Source organism: Pseudomonas sp. MWU12-3103b, from assembly GCF_023100615.1.
In the GTDB taxonomy this organism is placed as follows: Bacteria; Pseudomonadota; Gammaproteobacteria; order Pseudomonadales; family Pseudomonadaceae; genus Aquipseudomonas; species Aquipseudomonas putida_A.
In genome coordinates, this window is record NZ_JALMEY010000004.1 from 206,609 (window position 1) to 224,081 (window position 17,473).

Genomic DNA, 17,473 nt, shown 5'->3' on the forward strand with positions numbered 1-17,473 from the left:
GAGCCGGATGCGCCTGAGTGAACAGGCGCATTATGCCTAGGCTCAGGCGAAGACGTCAGCGTCCTTGAGCAAGGCACCGACCTGATCCTTGGCCGACAGCTTCGGCGCTTCGTCCAGTTGCCAGTCGATGCCCAGAGCAGGGTCGTCCCAGCGAATGCTGCGTTCGGACGATGGATCGTAGTAGTTGGTGGTCTTGTAGAGGAATTCGGCGAACTCGCTCAGCACCACGAAACCATGGGCAAAGCCTTCCGGAACCCACAATTGACGGTGGTTCTCGGCCGACAGGCGTACAGCAACCCACTTGCCGAAGTGCGGCGAGCTGCGACGGATGTCCACGGCTACATCGAGCACTTCACCGGCGGTCACCCGAACCAGTTTGCCTTGAGTATTCTGCAGCTGGTAATGCAGGCCGCGCAGCACGCCTTTCTGCGAGCGCGAATGGTTGTCCTGAACGAATTGAGTGTCCAGACCGGTTGCATCCTGGAACGCCTTGGCGTTGAAACTCTCGTAGAAGAAGCCGCGCTCGTCACCAAATACCTTGGGTTCGATGATCAGAACACCGGGCAGATCGGTGGTGATTACATTCATGAGGTTTTTTCCAGATAGGGGTGAATGGCCGACATTCTTGCGCAAAGTGCCGGCGGATGCGAGCGCTTGAATATCTCCGGTCGGGGGTTGCGCATCCACTGCAGCAATGGCGATATAGGCACCTAATAAAATCTCAGGGGTCGTCCCATGCCGCTCGCCACGTTGATTCATCGCGCCAGTTTGCCCAGCCCGCAGGTTTCTGAAGCGCAGGCACGGCAGTGGTTGGCCGAGCATTACGGGCTCAGCGGCACGCTACAGGCGCTGGGCAGTCAGCAGGACCTGAATTATCGGGTCGACAGTGAGCGTGGGCGCTTTGTCCTGAAAATCTGCCGCGGCGATTATGCACTTGTGGAGTTGCAGGCTCAGCATGCAGGCCTCAAGTACCTTGCCGAGCACTCGTCGGTGCACGTGCCCAAAGTGATCCCGGCCAGTAACGGCGAGGATCTGTTGTCGCTGGAAGCCGACGGCGAGCCGGTGCACGTGCGGTTGCTGGACTACATCGAAGGTCAGCCGCTGACTCATCTTGAGCATTTGGGCCATGACGTGGTGGCCGGATTCGGTCGGTTGTGTGGCGAGATGGACCTGGCCCTGGCCGGCTTCGATCACCCGGGCCTTCAGCGCACGCTGCAATGGGACGCCCGCCACGCCAGTGCGCTGATCAGCCATCTGCTGCCGGTGATTCAGGATGAGCGCCAGCGCGCCTTGATCGCGCAAGCCGCCGAACAGGCCGAACGTCGCTTGCAGCCGTTGCAGGACAAGCTGCCGGTGCAGGCGATCCACATGGACATCACCGACGATAACGCTGTCTGGCAACGCGATGCCAAGCGTCATTGGCAATTGCAGGGCGTGATCGACTTCGGTGATCTGGTGCGCACCTGGCGTATCACCGATCTGTCGGTGACGTGCGCGGCGCTGCTGCACCATGCCGGCGGTGATCCGTTTGTGATTCTGCCGGCGGTGCAGGCCTATCACGCGGTCAATCCGCTGCAACATGAGGAGTTGCTGGCGTTGTGGCCGTTGATCGTGGCGCGGGCGGCGGTGCTGGTGCTCAGTGGCGAGCAACAGGTCAGCATCGATCCGGGTAATACCTATAGTCGCGACAACCTTGGCCACGAATGGGAAATTTTCCACGTGGCCACTTCTGTACCCCTGGCGCTGATGGAAGCGGCGATCCTCACGTCAGTCGGCCAGCGTCTGCCGACGGTCGGCAGCGAGGGTTTTGCGCCACTGTTGCCAGAGCTGGTCGGGCGCGAATTTGCGCTGATCGACCTTGGTGTCCTGAGTCCGCATTTCGAGGCGGGCAACTGGGAGCAGGAGGGTATCGATCAACGACTGCTCACTGAAGCCGCGGCCGCGCATGGCCTGGCGGCCAGTCGTTACGGGCAATATCGCTTGTCGCAGACGCGGCCCGACAGTGCCGTCGAACCGGAGACTTTCCCGCTGCACGTTGAGTTGCGCGTGCCGCAGGGCTCGGCGGTGGAAGCGCCGTTTGCCGGTGTGCTGCATCACGCGGCGGATGGTGTGCTGCAACTCGACGGACCACAGCTCAGCGTGCGCCTATGGGGCGTGAACGCCTCGCTGCACAGCGGCGCGGCGCTGGTCAAAGGTCAGGTGCTGGGTTCGGTCGACGGTCCGTTGAAGGTACAGTTGAGCCGCGTTGCATCGCTGGATGCGCCATTGTTCTGCAGTCCTGCGCGCGCTGCAGCCTGGCAGGCCCTGTGTCCATCGCCAGCCACTTTGCTGGGTCTGGCCTGCGATGCCGAACCCGAGCTGGATGCGAAAACCTTGCTCGAACGACGCGACGCCAGTTTCGCCCGCACGCAAAAGCATTATTACGTCGACCCGCCGCGCATCGAGCGTGGCTGGCGTAATCACCTGATCGACATGCAGGGCCGTTCCTATCTCGACATGCTCAACAACGTTGCAGTGCTCGGCCATGGTCATCCGCGCATGGCTCAGGTGGCGGCGCGACAGTGGTCGCTGCTCAACACCAACTCGCGCTTCAACTATGCGGCAGTGGCGGAGTTTTCCGAACGCTTGCTGAAGCTGGCGCCGGACGGCATGGACCGGGTGTTTCTGGTCAACAGCGGCAGCGAAGCCAACGACCTGGCGATCCGTCTGGCGTGGGCCTACAGCGGCGGGCGCGACATGCTCAGTGTGCTCGAGGCCTATCACGGCTGGACGGTCGGCGCCGATGCGGTATCGACATCCATCGCCGACAACCCGCGTGCGCTGGAAAGCCGTCCGGACTGGGTGCACCCGGTGAACGCGCCGAATATTTATCGTGGCCAATTCCGTGGCCTGGATTCTGCGCCGGACTATGTGCGCAGCGTCGAGGCACAACTGGCGCATATCGCCGCGCAGAAGCGCCAACTGGCCGGGTTCATCTGCGAACCGGTTTACGGCAATGCCGGCGGGATTTCCCTGCCGCCCGGTTATCTGAAACAGGTCTATGCGCTGGTACGTGCGCAGGGCGGGGTGTGCATCGCCGACGAAGTGCAGGTCGGTTACGGGCGCATGGGCCACTTCTTCTGGGGCTTCGAAGAGCAGGGCGTGGTGCCGGACATCATCACCATGGCCAAGGGCATGGGCAACGGCCAGCCGCTCGGCGCCGTTATTACGCGTCGGGAAATCGCCGAGGCGCTGGAAGCTGAAGGCTATTTCTTCTCGTCGGCCGGCGGCAGTCCGGTGAGCTGCCAGGTCGGTATGGCGGTGCTGGATGTCATGGAAGAAGAAAAGCTCTGGGAAAACGCCCAGGTGGTTGGCGGGCATTTCAAGACGCGGCTCGAGGCGTTGATCGATAAACATCCGCTGGTCGGCGCGGTGCATGGTTCCGGGTTCTATCTGGGGGTAGAGCTGATCCGCAACCGCGAGACGCTGGAGCCGGCCACCGAGGAGACCACGTTGTTGTGCGATCGCCTGCGCGAGCTGGGGATCTTCATGCAACCGACCGGGGATGACCTGAACATTCTCAAGATCAAACCGCCGATGGTCACCTCGCGGCGCAGCGTGGACTTCTTTGTCGACATGCTGGATCGCGTACTCGAAGAAGGTTTGTAAACGCTGCTTTTGTGGGAGCGGGCTTGCTCGCGAATACGGTTCTTCATTCAAAGGTGATATCGACGGATGTGCCGCCTTCGCGAGCAAGCCCGCTCCCACATGGGGGGGCAGTGCTAATTCGATTTGTATCGGTATTTAACTGTTTTTTTTAGACGAGCGTCATTTTAAAGCATTTAAAATACGATATTTATCGGTTATAAAGTCGCCATCGCTTTGCAACCCTTCGACGGTTCCCAGGAGTCCTGATCCGATGACCACTTTGAAAAGTACCCCGCGTGACGATGGCTTCTACATGCCGGCCGAGTGGGCGCCGCAGACCCAGACCTGGATGATCTGGCCTGAGCGTCCGGACAACTGGCGCCTGGGTGGCAAGCCGGCGCAGGCCGCGCACGTTGCAGTGGCCAAGGCCATCGCCCGTTTTGAACCGGTGACGGTTGCCGTGTCGGCCGGTCAGTACGAGAACGCACGCGCACGTCTCGACGTGCCAAATATCCGCGTGGTCGAGATGTCCAGCGATGATGCCTGGGTGCGTGACACCGGGCCGACGTTCGTCATCAACAACAGTGGTGAAGTGCGCGGTGTGAACTGGGACTTCAACTCTTGGGGTGGGTTTGAAGGCGGTCTGTATTCGCCGTGGAACCGTGATTCGCAGGTCGGTGGCAAGATCCTCGAGATCGAGCGCAGCCCGCGTTATCGCACCGAAGGTTTTATGCTTGAAGGCGGTTCGATTCACGTCGACGGCGAAGGCACGCTGATCACTACTGAAGAGTGCCTGCTCAATCACAACCGCAACCCGCACCTGGGCCGCGAAGAGATCGAAGCGGTGCTGCGCGACAATCTGTCTGTGGATAAGATCATCTGGCTGCCGGATGGTCTGTTCAACGACGAAACCGACGGTCATGTGGATAACTTCTGCTGCTACGTGCGCCCGGGCGAAGTGCTGCTGGCGTGGACCGACGATCCGCAGGATCCGAACTACCCGCGCTGCCAGGCGGCGATGAACGTGCTGCAAAGCAGCACCGACGCCAAGGGGCGCCCGTTCACGGTGCACAAGATGCCGATTCCGGGGCCGCTGTACGCGACCGAAGAGGAGTGCGCCGGTGTCGATCCGGTCGACGGTACGCAGGAGCGCAACCCTTCCGTGCGCCTGGCCGGTTCCTACGTGAACTTCCTGATCGTCAACGGCGGCATCATCGCGCCGAGCTTCGACGATCCGATGGACGCGCCTGCGCGGGAAATCCTGCAGAAGCTGTTCCCGCAACACGAAGTGGTGATGGTGCCGGGCCGTGAACTGTTACTGGGCGGCGGCAATATCCACTGCCTTACCCAACAACAGCCAGCCCCGCACAAAGAGTGAGTTGAGACGTAACAGCTTGAGTTGATTCATAAATCGGCCAGGCAAAGATTAGCTTGCTACACATTCAAACAAGCCCGCGGCCCTGTTGGACCGCGGGCTTGTTTGTATCCGCCTGTCGACAAATCGGAAACCTTGGCATAGCTCTTGTATCGGACAAAGTGCACTAGGGAGAGGGGGGAACTTCAACAGTTCTGTCATATACCTTGGATAACTTGGCCGCTCACGAACGGGGAGAGAGCGCTGAAATGAACGCCGAAGTGAACGTAGTCAGCGAGCGGACTTTGCATCCCATGGCCGTCAACGGCGAATCGCTCCAGATTGTCGCGCACTTTTTGAAGTCCAATGGAACGCGTCAGATCAGGGAACCTGATCCGCGCCGGATGATGATCGAGCGCTACCCCGCTGGCCTGTTCAGCGAGGCCGAACTGGAAGCGTTATGGGCTGTGATGGAAGGATAAGAAAAACAACAGGGATTGGTAAAAGCGCTGCCGGGATGGCGGCGCTTTTTTATGCACGATGGAAACCATTGCGAACATTGAACCTGTGGAGGGGGCTTGCTCCCGAATGCAATCAGTCAGTGACGATGGTGTTGCCTGACACGAAGCCTTCGGGAGCAAGCCCCCTCCCACAGGGTTTGTGTGCATTCAGAAACTGTAAGTACCGGTCATCACCACACTGCGCGGTGCGCCTGGCTGGATCTGATATTGGCTGGTGGCCGAAGCGTAATACTCGCGGTCGGTGATGTTGTTCAGTGCCGCGCGCAAGTCCCAGTCCTTGAAACGATAGCCGACCAGCGCATCCCAGCGGCCGTAACCCGGCAGCACGGTGGTGTTGGCGTTGTCGGCATAACGCTGGCCGACCAGGGTCAGACCGGTTTCGCCGTACCAGCCCATCTCCGGTTTCCAGGTCAGAAACAGGCTGCCGTTGTGTTTGGCCACGTTGTTGACGCGTTTACCTTCCAGGCCGTTGTTATCCTTTTCGATGGTGGTGTCCTGCACGCCGACGCCACCGCGCATGTACCAGTTGCCGACCAATTTGCCGGTGGCGGTCAGCTCCACACCCCGTGAGCGCTGAAGACCGGTCATGACGGTCAGGGTCGGATCGTTCGGGTCGCTGGTGCGGCGGTTGTAGAGTTCCAGGTCGTAGACCGCCAGGGTGGTGCTCAAGCGATCATCCAGCCAGTCGCTTTTCACGCCGATTTCTTTCTGTTTGGTCAGCTCCGGACTCAAGTCGTTGCTATTGCCGGCAGCCCCCGGGGTGATGCCGATCAGGCCGCCGCCAACGGGCGAGAAAGTCTTCGACCACGAGGCATAGAACGAATGATTCTGCAGTGGCGTCCAGACAATCCCGAAGCGCGGGCTGGTGCTGTGGCTGTCACGATCCTCAGTGAGGTTCTTGAGCTGGTTGGTCGACTCGATATCGAACGTGTCGTAGCGCAAGCCGGCCAGCAGTTGCCATTGATCGTTCAGACGCAACTGATCCTGCACGTACACCGCGCGGCTTTCGACTTCGGTGTGGCTGTCGCTGAACACCTGCATGCTGCCGGTGTGACGGAGCTCGCGGTTGGGGTTGAACAGGTCAAGTGACGGCACCGGTTGTGCGCCTGGGGTCTTGCCAGTCGCGGCGTTGTACAACTTCGGATCACGGCGCTGGCTGCCGATCTCGACGCCGGTCAACAGGCGATGCTCAAGGCCAAAGGTATCGAAACCACCTTCCAGTTCGAGGTTGTTGTAGACGTTGCGGGTGGTCAGATCCTGCTGCCAGTGCTGGCGCGCGACCTTGTTGGTTTTCGGATCGAAGCTGGTCAGGTAGGTGTTGTCGAAATCGCTGTCGAGCTTGAACACGCCGAGGGTCTGGCGCAGCTGCCAGTTGTCGTTGATCTCGTAGGTGAGTTTCGAGCGCAGGGACTGCGCCTTGTCGTCGATGAAATCGTGATCGTTGCCGTAGGTGGTGTCGCGACCGACATCCGCCGGGCGGCCATTCACACCGGGAATGCCGCGATCCGGTGTGCGGTTGTAGCGGCTGTATTCGTATTGCACCAGCCAGTTCAAGTCTGGGGTCAGTTGCCAGCTCATCGACGGCGCGAACAGCTGGCGGTTGCCGCTGACGCCGTCGCGGAAGCTGTTTTCATCCATGTTGCCCATGTTCAGGCGCAGGCTGAGGTTTTCGCTGGGGTCGGTGCTGAGGTCGGCGTACAGGCTGCGCAGGTCGTCGCTGCCGCCCTGGGCCTCGATGGTCGAACGACGACCGAACTCGGGCAGCTTGCTCACGCGGTTGACGATCCCGCCCTGGCTGCCACGGCCGTAAAGTACCGCCGCCGGACCTTTGAGCACTTCGACCCGCTCGATGTTGTGCAGGTCGCGCTTGTACTGGCTGTCGTCGCGGATGCCGTCCAGATAGAAGTCGTTGCTGGCGTCGAAGCCGCGGATGCGCAGACTGTCGAAGCGCGTGTCGGCGCTGCTGCTGACGTTGGGAATCCCGCTCAGGGCGTCACCGATGTCATTGGTGCCGTAGTCGGCGACATTCGTGGTCTTGATCGAGTCGATGGCCTGCGGCACGTAACGCACCGGGGTGGAGGTGCGAGTCGCGGTGTTGCTGATCTTGACGCGCGGGTCCTCGGCTTGTTCTTCGGCGCTGATCGCGGTGGCGGGCAGTTCGGTGGCGGAGTAAGCAAAACCGCTGGACAGAAAGGCAGACAATCCAAGGGTGACAGGCGTGAGGCGGAACGGGGCAGGCATGGAAAAGCGCATCCGAAAGGGTAAGGAAATTCAAACGCGCGAATGGTAATGCTTTGCATTTGCTCCCGTAATTTATTCCTGAGAAGTTCCCCTGTCAGATTGTTTCAATTTATGTCGATTTCGATACATCCTGACCGGTCGATCCATTCGACCGATTCTCGAAACAGTCTGAGAGCCATTCCGGCGTTTTTCCCCAACACGCGTAGGAATAGTCTGCCGGCATCGAATATTTCTACTTTGTTGCCGGAGTTCTCCCATGATCCTTCACTACATTTACGATCCATTGTGCGGCTGGTGCTACGGTGCCAAACCGCTGGTGCAAGCGGCGCAGCAAGTGTTGCCGGTCGTTGCCCATGCGGGCGGAATGATGAGCGGCGCGAATCGCCAGCGCGTTTCGCCGCAACTGCGTGATTACGTCATGCCCCACGACCGGCGCATTGCCGAATACACCGGACAACCCTTTGGCGAAGCGTATTTCGAAGGCCTGCTGCGTGATCAATCGGCGGTTTTCGATTCGACGCCGCCGATCGCGGCGGTGATGGCGGCAGAGTCCATCGACGGTCGCGGTTTGCAGATGCTCGGACGTTTGCAGACGGCGCATTACGTGGAAGGACGGCGGATTGCCGATGAATCCGTACTTTTCGAACTCGCCCGTGAGTTGGGCTACACCCGTGACATCTTCGCGGCTGCGTTTAAGTCCGTTGATACGACAGCGCATGTAAAAGCCAGCCGAGAGCTCTTGGCACAACTGGGCGGCCAGGGATTTCCGACGTTGGCGCTGGAGCAGGACGGGCAATTTACCTTGATCGACATCAGCCCATGGCTTGGCAAACCGCAGGCCTTCGCCGACTGGTTGGGGCAAGCGGTTGTCACTGTTGAGTCGGGGCAATCCGCCGCGCAATGCGGTCTCGACGGTTGCGCGTAATCGCACTGGATTCACTGGCTGAGCGCATTTCCGAGCAATACGCTATCGCAAAATTTACGATTCTTAGACGATTTTTACCTATTTAAAGACGATTCTTGAAATTGACACATTATTGAGGGCGCGGCTACGATTCGGCCCAACGCCTGTGGCCAACCGCCATGACTCAAAAATAATAAAAGGGCCCGACACGGTTTTACCGTGGGCGGGTCTTTTTGTTTCGGGGTGAAAAAAGAGTGCAATAGCGCCGTTTCAGCCGTTCGACACAGCGCGTTTCAACCCGTAATAAGGAAAACAAAATGTTGAACAAGCGAATCAGTCTGATCGCACTGGGGATGTTGAGTGCCACTTCGGCAATGGCTGACGGCCAGGCCGAATCCAAGGGTTTTGTTGAAGACAGCAGCCTGAAAGTGCTGCTGCGCAATGCCTACATCAATCGTGATTACAAAGACGGCAACCCGGACAAAGCCGAGTGGGGCCAAGCGGCCATCGGTACGTTTTCGTCCGGTTTCACCCAAGGCACCGTTGGTGTGGGTGTCGATGCTTTCGGTCTTTACGCACTGCGTCTGGATGGCGGCAAGGGCCGCAGCGGCGCCGGTGGTATCGACTTCTTCAAACAGGGTGACAGCGGCAATGCGGCTGACGACCTGTCCAAGGGTGGCGCTGCGGTCAAATTCCGCGTGTCCAACACCGTGCTGACCTACGGCGACCAGATGCCGGCCCTGCCGGTGCTGAACTACGACAACTCGCGTCTGCTGCCGGAAAGCTACACCGGTACCTTGATCACCTCCAAAGAGATCAAAGGCCTGCAACTGGACGCCGGTCGTTTCACTGCCGAATCGCGTAAAAGCGCTGAAGGCCGTGACAGCGGTGGTCTGAAGTCGATCAACGTATTGGGCGGTAGCTACCAGTTCACCGAACAGTTCAAGGCGGCGTTGTACGCTTCCGACGTTGAAGACGTCATGAAGAAGCAGTACGTGAACGCCAACTACGTGTTCCCGATCGACAAGGATCAGTCCCTGACCCTGGACTTCAACGGCTATCGCACCAAGCTCGACAAGTCTTATGCCGACATCAAGAACACCGGCGGCCAGGACAACAAGATCTGGAGCCTGGCGGCCACATTCGCCACCGGCCCGCACTCGTTCACCGTGGCGCACCAGCGCAGTACCGGTGACAGCAACCTGGGTTATCCGTACGGCGGTTATCAGAACGATGGTCGTCGTCAGGGCGACGGTGGCAACACCATTTACTTGGCCAACTCGTACTGGTCGGACTTCAACGCTGAAGACGAGCGCAGCTGGCAACTGGGCTACGGCCTGGACTTCGGTGCCTTTGGCGTACCTGGCCTGAGCTACAACTTTGCTTACGTGCGTGGCGACAACATCACCACCGACACCAGCAGTGGCGGCACCGAGCGTGAGATCTTCAACCAGGTCAAATACGTCGTGCAAAGCGGTCCGGCGAAAGACCTTAGCGTGAAACTGCGCAGCTCGATTCTGCGCGTGTCGCAGAAATCCGCCGACTACAACAGCAGCGGCAACGAAGTGCGTGTATTCGTGGACTACCCGATCAACATCTTCTGATGAACGATCCGGTGTAAGAAACATGAGAAAACCCCGACTGGCTCGGGGTTTTTTTTCGACGTCTTTTTCGCAAAAACCGTAAAAAACCCGTGTTTTTGTCACGTAAAAGTTGTTTTGAAGCGTCTTCAAGTACCGTTTCAAGCAGGGCTTTAAATGCCTGAAATTCTTTCTCATGGACGCAAATTCTCCACCTAATAGATTAGGCCGCTCAACGCAGCGGAGAATTTGGTAATGATCGTTTTGAACAGAGAAGTGGGCGAATCGCTACGGCGCGACAAATATGTCAACGTCCAGGGTGGTGACTTCAATCTCTACGGTCATTTTGCCGACTTCGTCAGACTGACCAAAAGTTGGGAAAACATGGAGCCAGACAGTTATTACGGTCAGGCCGAAGCCGGCATGCGTTACCGTCGTTACAGCGACTTTGAGTACAACCCGAAAACACGTGAATTGAAGCAACTCGAGCATCGCGCGTACGTGCAGTCGAAAGAGAACAACGCCTACGTGGGCGGTGTTGTGCGGCACTTTCAGGACTTCTCTGATGAAGTGATCACGTCGCCGGTAATGCGCAGCCTGATCGACACCGATTTTGAAGTGTACAAAAGCGTGTTGCCGGAAGAATTGCACGATGAGATTTGGCAGTGCCAGATTCATCAGATCCGCATCGAGATCAAACCCGGCAAGCAACTGGAAATCACCCCGGAAGGGATTCACTGCGACGGCTATCCGTTCAGTGGTGTGCACTTCTGGGGGCGCAACAACGTCGAGGGCGCGGAAAGCCGTTTGTACGATGTTCACGAGCATCAACTGGCGTCGACCACCTACAAGGAAATCCTCGACACCACGTACTTCCTTGATCGCGACATGCGCCATTACGTGACTCCGGCGCGCAACACCCACACGCATGCCATGGCGTACCGGCAGATTCTGGCGATTTCCTTCTCGCGGCCCGGGACCGCTTTCGACATTGTTCGCTAATCAGATCACCCCAATCGATGGCGTCGAGTGCTCGACGCCGGTGGTGCTGCGACGCGCCACCGCCAAGGACGCGCAGCGCATGGAGCGCTTCTTCCGGCAGTTCGACGAAGTGTCGTTCTGCGAATGGCAGGACGCCAAATGCCTGCGCGGTGTATTGATCCAGAAGACCACCACGGCCTATCTGGCCTTCGACGTCGAAGGCGAAATCGTCGGTGCGGTGCTCGGCGGCATGCTCGGTAGTCGCGGCACCATCAACCACTTGGCGGTCAGCCCACGCTATCGCAGTCAGGGCGTCGGCCAGCGGTTGGTGGAAGCAGCGTCATCCGACATGAAACGGGTCGGTGTATTACGGATGTTTCTGTTCGTCGACGATGCTAACCTCGCGGGCAAGCGATTCTGGACTGCCCAGGGTTTTTGCGAACCCCACGGCGAGCGGACATTTGAGAGGGATCTATGAATGAAACGTCCGGCAGTGCGCCGCCGATGGCTGCTCATCAGCCATCGCGCACGTTTGCCGAAGCCAGCCCGGTGGTGGCCGGTTACTTCACGGTGTCGTTCGTGTTCGGGCTGATGGCGGTCAACGCCGGGCTGCCGATGTGGCTGCCGGTGGCGATGTGCTTGTTCGTCTACGCCGGCGCTTCGCAATTCGCCGCACTGGCGCTGATCTCCAGCGGCGCTTCGCTGACCACCATCGTGCTGACCACCTTCCTGATCAATGCACGGCACATGCTGATGTCGGTGTACATGGCCAAGGCCCTGCGCGCACTGGGGCTCAGCCGCATGGAGCGCTGGGCCTACGCTGGTGGCCTGACCGACGAATCCTTTGCGTTCCACAGCGTCAAACTGGGCACCGGCGCGCCGGTCAACATCCGTTACCTGATCGGCTTCAACCTGTTCTGCCACACCTCTTGGGTGCTGGGCGGATTGTTGGGCGCTATCTGCGCGCAATATGCATCGCACCTGATCAAATATCAGCTCGACTACGCACTGACCGCGATGATGCTCTACGTGCTGGTGTCGCTGTGCAACACCCGCAACAAACTCATCGCCGCCGCGGCTGCCGTCGTCTGCATGGGCGCGCTGAGCCTGGTCGGTACTTCGCCGTTCAACGTTTTCATCGCCACGTTCGTGGGCTGCGGAGTGGGTGTATGCCTGACCAAACGTTCCTGATTCTGGTGGTCGCGCTGATGATGGCCGTGACCTTCCTGCCACGCGCGCTGCCGCTGCAAGTCAACACCGAGCACTGGCCGCCGTTCGTTGCGCGGGCGCTGGAGTACCTGCCGGTGGCGATCGTCGCTGCGATCAGCCTGACACCCTTGTTGATCAAGGATCAGCACCTACAGCTCGATCGCCCGGAATTTTATGCAGCCATTCCGACGTTGTTATGTGCGTATTTCAGCAAAAACCTCTTTCTCAGTGTGGCGGTTGGGACGGCTGCGTACATTGCGCTCGGCTCGTTCATGTAGCGGCAGATCGACCACGTCATTCAGGGCCTGCCCCGACAGGTTCGGGTTGTTCACCGCCAGACGCACTTCGAGGAAATCCTCGAATCCGGGGAAAATCGTCAGGCCGTTCTTTTGCGCGGCCTCACGAGACACCATGCCCACCGCGTCCATCTGCGTGATCAGCGACAGGGTCAGGGTTTCGCTGCAGGAATAGACCATGCGTTGACCGTTCTCGTGATTGCCCAGTCCGGCGTCGAGAAAACGCAGGAAACTGTGGGAATACGGACAATCTTCCGCAGGACGCACCTGAAACTTGTTGCCCAGCAACGTCAGTGGATCGTTTTCCTGCCCGCAATGGGCACCGACCACCTGCACCTGTACATCCGGCAAAACAATGCTCGGCAAACCCGGCCGCTGCGGGCCGATCAGCACCGCGAGGTCAAAGTCTTCGTTCTTCAGCTTGCTGAGGTTCTCCATCGACTCGGCGTAGCTGAATTCCATCTGGTAATCGGGAAACACCTCGATCAGGCGTCCGATCATTCGCCGGTTGAAGTCAGACGACAACGTGTTGTTCAACGCAACCTTCAATGTGCGCTGGCCCGGCACCTTGAGCGCCTCGACCTTTTCTTCCATCTGTCGCGTGGCAATCAGCACTTTGTCCATGTAGGGCGTCAGCTCCGTGCCTTGCGGCGTCAGCGTCAGCCCTTTGTTGGAACGTCGAAACAAGCGGAAACCGAACTGCTCTTCGACCTTGTTCAACTGCGCGGCCAGGGCCTGCACAGTCAGGCACGAATGCTCGGCTGCGGCCGACAACGAGCCGGTCTGCACGATGCGCATGAGGTTGCGTAAGGTTCTGCTATCCATGGGTAATGCCCTCTGAAGTGGGCTGGGTATTGTTGTTTACGAGACTGCCGATCCGGCGTCATATGCCGGCTATATTCCAGCACCTGAGCATAGTTGTCGCGGGTTTAGTAGCGAATTGATGTCCCCGCCGATGGCTGGAAGCTGACACAGGATCGGGATTTTTGATGACGTGGGGGTGATTGGGGTCAAGAAAAGTGCGTGGTTTTGGTGCGCAGGGTGGGTTTTTCGAGGAGAAACGGCTTATGGCTCCTGTAATTTCCCCGGCGACTTATGCGGATATTTTTCAGCTTTGAGCGCGAGTGCCCTTAGCATCAGGGAGGCTTTCCAATTTCTTCGCCACCGGGTTGTTGCGACTCTGGAGCTGCCATTTACGGGGCGCTGAAGAGCGTCCGTATGTGAATGCACATAGGGAAAGTTCGCCAACACTCCGACCAGGCAAGCGAAATGCTCAAGTAAAACAGGCAAAAAAAACCGACATTGCTGTCGGCTTTTTGCTCCATTGAACGGGGGAAGAGGTCTCACCCGAGCGCTGATTTTCAGGTAATCAACGGGGTTCCTAACGCCGACTATCGCCACCTGATGGCAGTCGGTTTCGCGCTCTTGAGGCAGATCCTCTGCCACGGGACATTAACGTGTCAACTTGGGATTCTTAGGCGTTTATTCGTATACGAATAATTTCATTGAAAATATTCATATCTGTACTACGCTCAGCTTGCGGACCTGCGAAGAAGGACAATCATGCCTACCTCATCCCCAGCCCTCACCCCGCGTGAACAACTCGACGTCCCCGAAGCCGGGCGCGTCGCGCTGAAGTTTTTCTTCAACCTCATGGAGCGCTGGGGTTGCAACGCCGAGCAGCAGCGCACGCTGTTGGGCGGCGTTGGCAACACCACGTTCTACAAGTACAAACACCTGCCGCCGAACATTCGTCTGCCGCATGACACGCTGGAGCGCATCTCGTATCTGATGGGCATTCACAAGGCGCTGAGCATCATCTTCAGCAACAGCCGCGAGCGCGCCTATACGTGGGTCAGCAGCCCCAACACGGCGGCGCCATTCAATGGCCGGACCGCGCTGGATTACATGCTGGCGGGGAGGGTGGTCGACATCGCTGATGTGCGCCGCTACCTCGACGGGGTGCGCGGTTGAAGGCCCCCCCGCTGGCCGATCCGCAATGGCCCAAGGCCTACCGGATCGTCAACAGCAGCTTCCCGCCGATTGCGTTGTTCGAAGACGTGCTCGACCCCGAAGACCTGGAAATCGCCTACGCGCTGGAAGCGCTGACCAACGATCGCCTGATCGAGCAGGCCGGCGTCCTCGCCCGCGTGCGTCCCGAAGACCGACTCTCCGGCCCCGGTTCAACTCCGGTGATGGCGGCGTTTACCCACATCGGCAAAAGCAGCCGCTTCACCGATGGCACCTTCGGCGTCTACTACGCCGCCAGCAGCCAGGCCGCGGCCATCGCCGAAACCTGCTATCACCAGGAACGTTTCCTCGCGGCCACCAACGAGGCGGATCTTGAGTTGACCATGCGTACTTACGTCAATCGTGTGGTTAAGCCGCTGCATGATGTTCGTGATGACTTTCCCGATTTGCATCAACCCGATCCAGACGCCTATGGCCCATCCCAGGCGTTTGCCCGACAACTGCGTGAGTCTGAATCGTGGGGGATGCTCTACAACAGCGTTCGCCTGCCGGGCCACGAATGTGTCGCCGCTTTCCGGCCGCCAGCGGTGTCGATTCCGAAGCAGGGCAAACATCTGCGTTATGTGTGGAGTGCGAGTCAACGCAGGATTTCGTTTGTGTTTGAGATCAGTCAGGTTTGAAACACAAGAAGCCCTCGCGGTATGGCGAGGGCTTTCTTTTGGCGGTTTACGTCAATGGCTTGCTGTTGGCGCATCCAGAACTTTCACCACATCGTCAATCAGCGCCTTGCTCAACTCCTGCAGATACTGCGAGGCGTAAGCGTGAAGGTCAGGATCGCGAGAAACTGTGGAATCTGCAGTCAGTAACTTGGAAATGTGAAGCAAGTGTGAGGCGTGCGAGAGGGCGGCCATCACTGGAACACCACGATTGGTGCGGAACAGCGCTTGATTGGCCTGGAAGGAAAAGTGCGTAAGGCCTGGTGTTTTCAAATCGAGGTAGTCGGTCATTTCGCTTCACCTGCCGTACGTAAGGCGTGGTGTGAGGTGACCGGTGTGGCAGCGCGGCGGATTACGGATGGATCGATGGCATTCATTTGTGAACTCCCTGTATCAAATGAGAGCTGCCATTTTCGTTCTCAGGCGAAAGGGTGGCAGCTATGCGCAGGCTGAGAAACCGGAGATACAGGAACCCGGCAGACCCGAAGGTCTCCCACGCACAGCCGCCATTACACGTGAATGCGGACACAAAAAAGCGCCGGCAATCGTGATTTTGGGCGCTGGTGCGCCTGTATCTTACGCGGGTTCTCAGGCCCGGTCGCTGAATTGGCAGCGACGGGTTTGACGGTAGCTTGCGGAGGACGGGTGCGCAATCGTGGCCAGGTGGTGCCGTTGCCATCTCTGTGTAGTGCAACACTTATGTTGCGATCGCAGCAAATATGTTGCACATTCGCTTTGCCGAAATGGCGAGTGATGCACATGAAGTACAGCGAGTTTCGGCGATGGTTGAAAGCGCAAGGCGTTGAGTTTCAAACCGGCAAGGGCAGTCACTTCAAGGTTTCCTTGAATGGCAAATCAACTGTGTTTCCCGACCATGGAGCCAAGGAAATGGGCGAAGGGTTGAGAAAATCGATAATCAAGCAGCTGGGCCTCAAGGATTGAGACCCGGCTGTACCCATCTGAGGAAGTGTGATGTTCGAATATGCGTTGGAAGTTCACGAAGAGCCGGGCAGTGTCTGGCTGACCTGCGCAGAAATTCCTGAGATGCACGCCGTTGGCGACACCCTCGAGCAAGCGTTGGACACCGCCATTGATGCAATCGAGACGGCGCTCTCGATATACGTTGATGATCGCCGGTTGATTCCGACCGGGCAGGCAGGAGAACAGGCAAGTGGCGTCGTATTGCGTCTGCCTGCGCTGACTGCAGCAAAGGTTGCTCTGTGGAATACGCTTTTGGAGTCAGGTTTAAGCAAGGCCGAGTTGGCACGTCGTCTCGGCGTACAACGGCCCCAGGTCGATCGCTTGGTAGATTTTCTGCATCACTCCAAAATCGAGAATGTTGAGCGTGCGTTGCAGCAACTTGGAAGGCGGATTTCGCTTTCGGTTCAAGCTGCATAAGTTCAGCAAGCGAGCGTTGGAGAAAATAGCTGAAGGCGAAGAAAAGGCATGGCAAATGAGCTAGAGCGATTTCAGACGGACTTGATGGAATCTGTACGACAGATGAAGGCTGGAAAGGCCTCGCGCGTAACGCTGCTGCCGCTCTCGGCGGCCACTGAAGTGCAAAGGAAGGCCGGGGTTTCTCAAAGCGTTTTCGCCAACCTAAGCTCCGTAGTGACACGAGCAAAATAAGGTGGGGAAAAATAGATTCAGACCACAGTCTCAGCTCAAAAAGTGGTCTGTCCCTTATTTCCCTGCTTTGGTCTGTTCAGGGAGGACGTTGGCTCGTGCCTCGTCTTGACTGCGCAACCAGCGTTCGGCGTCCTCAAAGGTGTTCATGCAAGTTCTGCCATAAGCCGACAAGGCCAGTATGCTGCGTTGGGTGAGTTGAATATCAGATGTGCACAGATCGATGAATAACGAGAGCGCGTTTCCGGCCTCCTCAAATGCTTCGCGGATTTCCAAGGCTTTTTTGCATGTAGACATCAGTTGACTCCCTGTTCCATGTTGTCGGCGGCGAGTTTATGCGCAAAGCTCTGCGTCAAAATCAACTTCGCGTATCAACTTGTGACGGACCTTCAGCGCTCGCTTATTTGAATTTTGTCGGTGGGGGAGTTCGATATCTCAACTGCTGGC

Annotated in this window: 18 protein-coding genes and 1 pseudogene; 14 read left to right on the top strand and 5 right to left on the bottom strand. The window is 58.3% G+C overall.

The genetic code is table 11. The features are described from left to right. Window positions 1–42: 42 nt before the first annotated feature. On the bottom strand, window positions 43–588 hold the full coding sequence (gene rfbC, locus M0808_RS08975) for a dTDP-4-dehydrorhamnose 3,5-epimerase (protein WP_103368291.1): 546 nt from the start codon (window positions 586–588) through the stop codon (window positions 43–45). A gap of 147 nt (window positions 589–735) precedes the next feature. On the opposite strand from rfbC, the gene M0808_RS08980 reads away from it, so the two are divergent. From M0808_RS08980 to M0808_RS08990, 3 genes are all read left to right on the top strand, one after another. Continuing rightward, window positions 736–3,648: an aminotransferase gene (locus M0808_RS08980; RefSeq protein WP_247840790.1), complete on the top strand. Its 2,913-nt coding sequence runs from the start codon at window positions 736–738 to the stop codon at window positions 3,646–3,648. 250 nt (window positions 3,649–3,898) lie between these two features. Further along, window positions 3,899–5,005, top strand: a complete 1,107-nt coding sequence (gene aguA / locus M0808_RS08985; RefSeq protein WP_247840792.1) for an agmatine deiminase — start codon at window positions 3,899–3,901, stop codon at window positions 5,003–5,005. Window positions 5,006–5,250: 245 nt separating this feature from the next. Further along, complete coding sequence (locus tag M0808_RS08990) at window positions 5,251–5,463, top strand: hypothetical protein (protein WP_007961849.1); 213 nt, start codon at window positions 5,251–5,253, stop codon at window positions 5,461–5,463. A gap of 186 nt (window positions 5,464–5,649) precedes the next feature. Here the strand turns inward: M0808_RS08990 and M0808_RS08995 are convergent, their stop codons facing one another. Further along, window positions 5,650–7,743 (bottom strand): TonB-dependent siderophore receptor, encoded by a 2,094-nt coding sequence (locus M0808_RS08995; protein ID WP_247840794.1) that lies wholly within the window; start codon window positions 7,741–7,743, stop codon window positions 5,650–5,652. Window positions 7,744–7,999: 256 nt separating this feature from the next. Here M0808_RS08995 and M0808_RS09000 point away from each other — a divergent pair, with 256 nt between their 5' ends. From M0808_RS09000 to M0808_RS09025, 6 genes are all read left to right on the top strand, one after another. Further along, window positions 8,000–8,668, top strand: coding sequence for a DsbA family protein (locus M0808_RS09000; RefSeq protein WP_247840796.1), 669 nt, complete (start codon window positions 8,000–8,002; stop codon window positions 8,666–8,668). A gap of 296 nt (window positions 8,669–8,964) precedes the next feature. Then, entirely contained in the window at window positions 8,965–10,251 is a 1,287-nt protein-coding gene (locus M0808_RS09005; protein WP_027611233.1) for an OprD family porin, read from the top strand. Between the two features lie 231 nt (window positions 10,252–10,482). Further along, a complete protein-coding gene (locus M0808_RS09010) occupies window positions 10,483–11,229 on the top strand; it encodes a 2OG-Fe dioxygenase family protein (RefSeq protein WP_003220699.1) in 747 nt (248 codons plus the stop codon). 79 nt (window positions 11,230–11,308) lie between these two features. Then, entirely contained in the window at window positions 11,309–11,686 is a 378-nt protein-coding gene (locus M0808_RS09015; RefSeq protein WP_003220700.1) for a GNAT family N-acetyltransferase, read from the top strand. After that, a complete protein-coding gene (locus M0808_RS09020) occupies window positions 11,683–12,399 on the top strand; it encodes an AzlC family ABC transporter permease (RefSeq protein ID WP_247840798.1) in 717 nt (238 codons plus the stop codon). The genes M0808_RS09015 and M0808_RS09020 overlap by 4 nt, the downstream gene beginning before the upstream one ends. Continuing rightward, window positions 12,378–12,695 (top strand): AzlD domain-containing protein, encoded by a 318-nt coding sequence (locus tag M0808_RS09025; protein ID WP_003220702.1) that lies wholly within the window; start codon window positions 12,378–12,380, stop codon window positions 12,693–12,695. The genes M0808_RS09020 and M0808_RS09025 overlap by 22 nt, the downstream gene beginning before the upstream one ends. On the opposite strand, the gene M0808_RS09030 is transcribed toward M0808_RS09025, so the two are convergent. Further along, window positions 12,612–13,538 carry a LysR family transcriptional regulator gene (locus M0808_RS09030; RefSeq protein ID WP_007961685.1) on the bottom strand — a complete coding sequence of 309 codons (927 nt, stop codon included), beginning with the start codon at window positions 13,536–13,538 and terminating at the stop codon, window positions 12,612–12,614. The genes M0808_RS09025 and M0808_RS09030 overlap by 84 nt on opposite strands. A gap of 738 nt (window positions 13,539–14,276) precedes the next feature. Between M0808_RS09030 and M0808_RS09035 the strand changes: the two genes are divergently transcribed. Together M0808_RS09035 and M0808_RS09040 are read left to right on the top strand one after the other, a co-directional pair. Beyond that, complete coding sequence (locus M0808_RS09035) at window positions 14,277–14,687, top strand: MbcA/ParS/Xre antitoxin family protein (RefSeq protein ID WP_007961687.1); 411 nt, start codon at window positions 14,277–14,279, stop codon at window positions 14,685–14,687. Continuing rightward, a complete protein-coding gene (locus M0808_RS09040) occupies window positions 14,684–15,364 on the top strand; it encodes an RES family NAD+ phosphorylase (RefSeq protein WP_247840800.1) in 681 nt (226 codons plus the stop codon). Before M0808_RS09035 ends, M0808_RS09040 begins: the two co-directional genes overlap by 4 nt. 51 nt (window positions 15,365–15,415) lie before the next feature. Here M0808_RS09040 and M0808_RS09045 read toward each other — a convergent pair whose 3' ends face one another. Next, window positions 15,416–15,691, bottom strand: a complete 276-nt coding sequence (locus M0808_RS09045; RefSeq protein ID WP_115985254.1) for a DUF3077 domain-containing protein — start codon at window positions 15,689–15,691, stop codon at window positions 15,416–15,418. Window positions 15,692–16,159: 468 nt separating this feature from the next. Here M0808_RS09045 and M0808_RS09050 point away from each other — a divergent pair, with 468 nt between their 5' ends. The 3 genes and pseudogenes from M0808_RS09050 to M0808_RS09060 form a co-directional block, all read left to right on the top strand. After that, the gene (locus M0808_RS09050; protein WP_041071532.1) at window positions 16,160–16,342 is read left to right on the top strand and encodes a type II toxin-antitoxin system HicA family toxin; all 183 of its coding nucleotides are present in this window, start codon (window positions 16,160–16,162) and stop codon (window positions 16,340–16,342) included. Window positions 16,343–16,372: 30 nt separating this feature from the next. Next, window positions 16,373–16,798: a type II toxin-antitoxin system HicB family antitoxin gene (locus tag M0808_RS09055; RefSeq protein ID WP_139053587.1), complete on the top strand. Its 426-nt coding sequence runs from the start codon at window positions 16,373–16,375 to the stop codon at window positions 16,796–16,798. 48 nt (window positions 16,799–16,846) lie between these two features. Beyond that, a pseudogene (locus M0808_RS09060) lies at window positions 16,847–17,002 on the top strand (transcriptional regulator); the annotation flags it as partial. An 81-nt stretch (window positions 17,003–17,083) separates the two neighbouring features. Here M0808_RS09060 and M0808_RS09065 read toward each other — a convergent pair. Continuing rightward, entirely contained in the window at window positions 17,084–17,323 is a 240-nt protein-coding gene (locus M0808_RS09065) for a hypothetical protein (RefSeq protein WP_041071339.1), read from the bottom strand. Window positions 17,324–17,473: the final 150 nt, after the last annotated feature.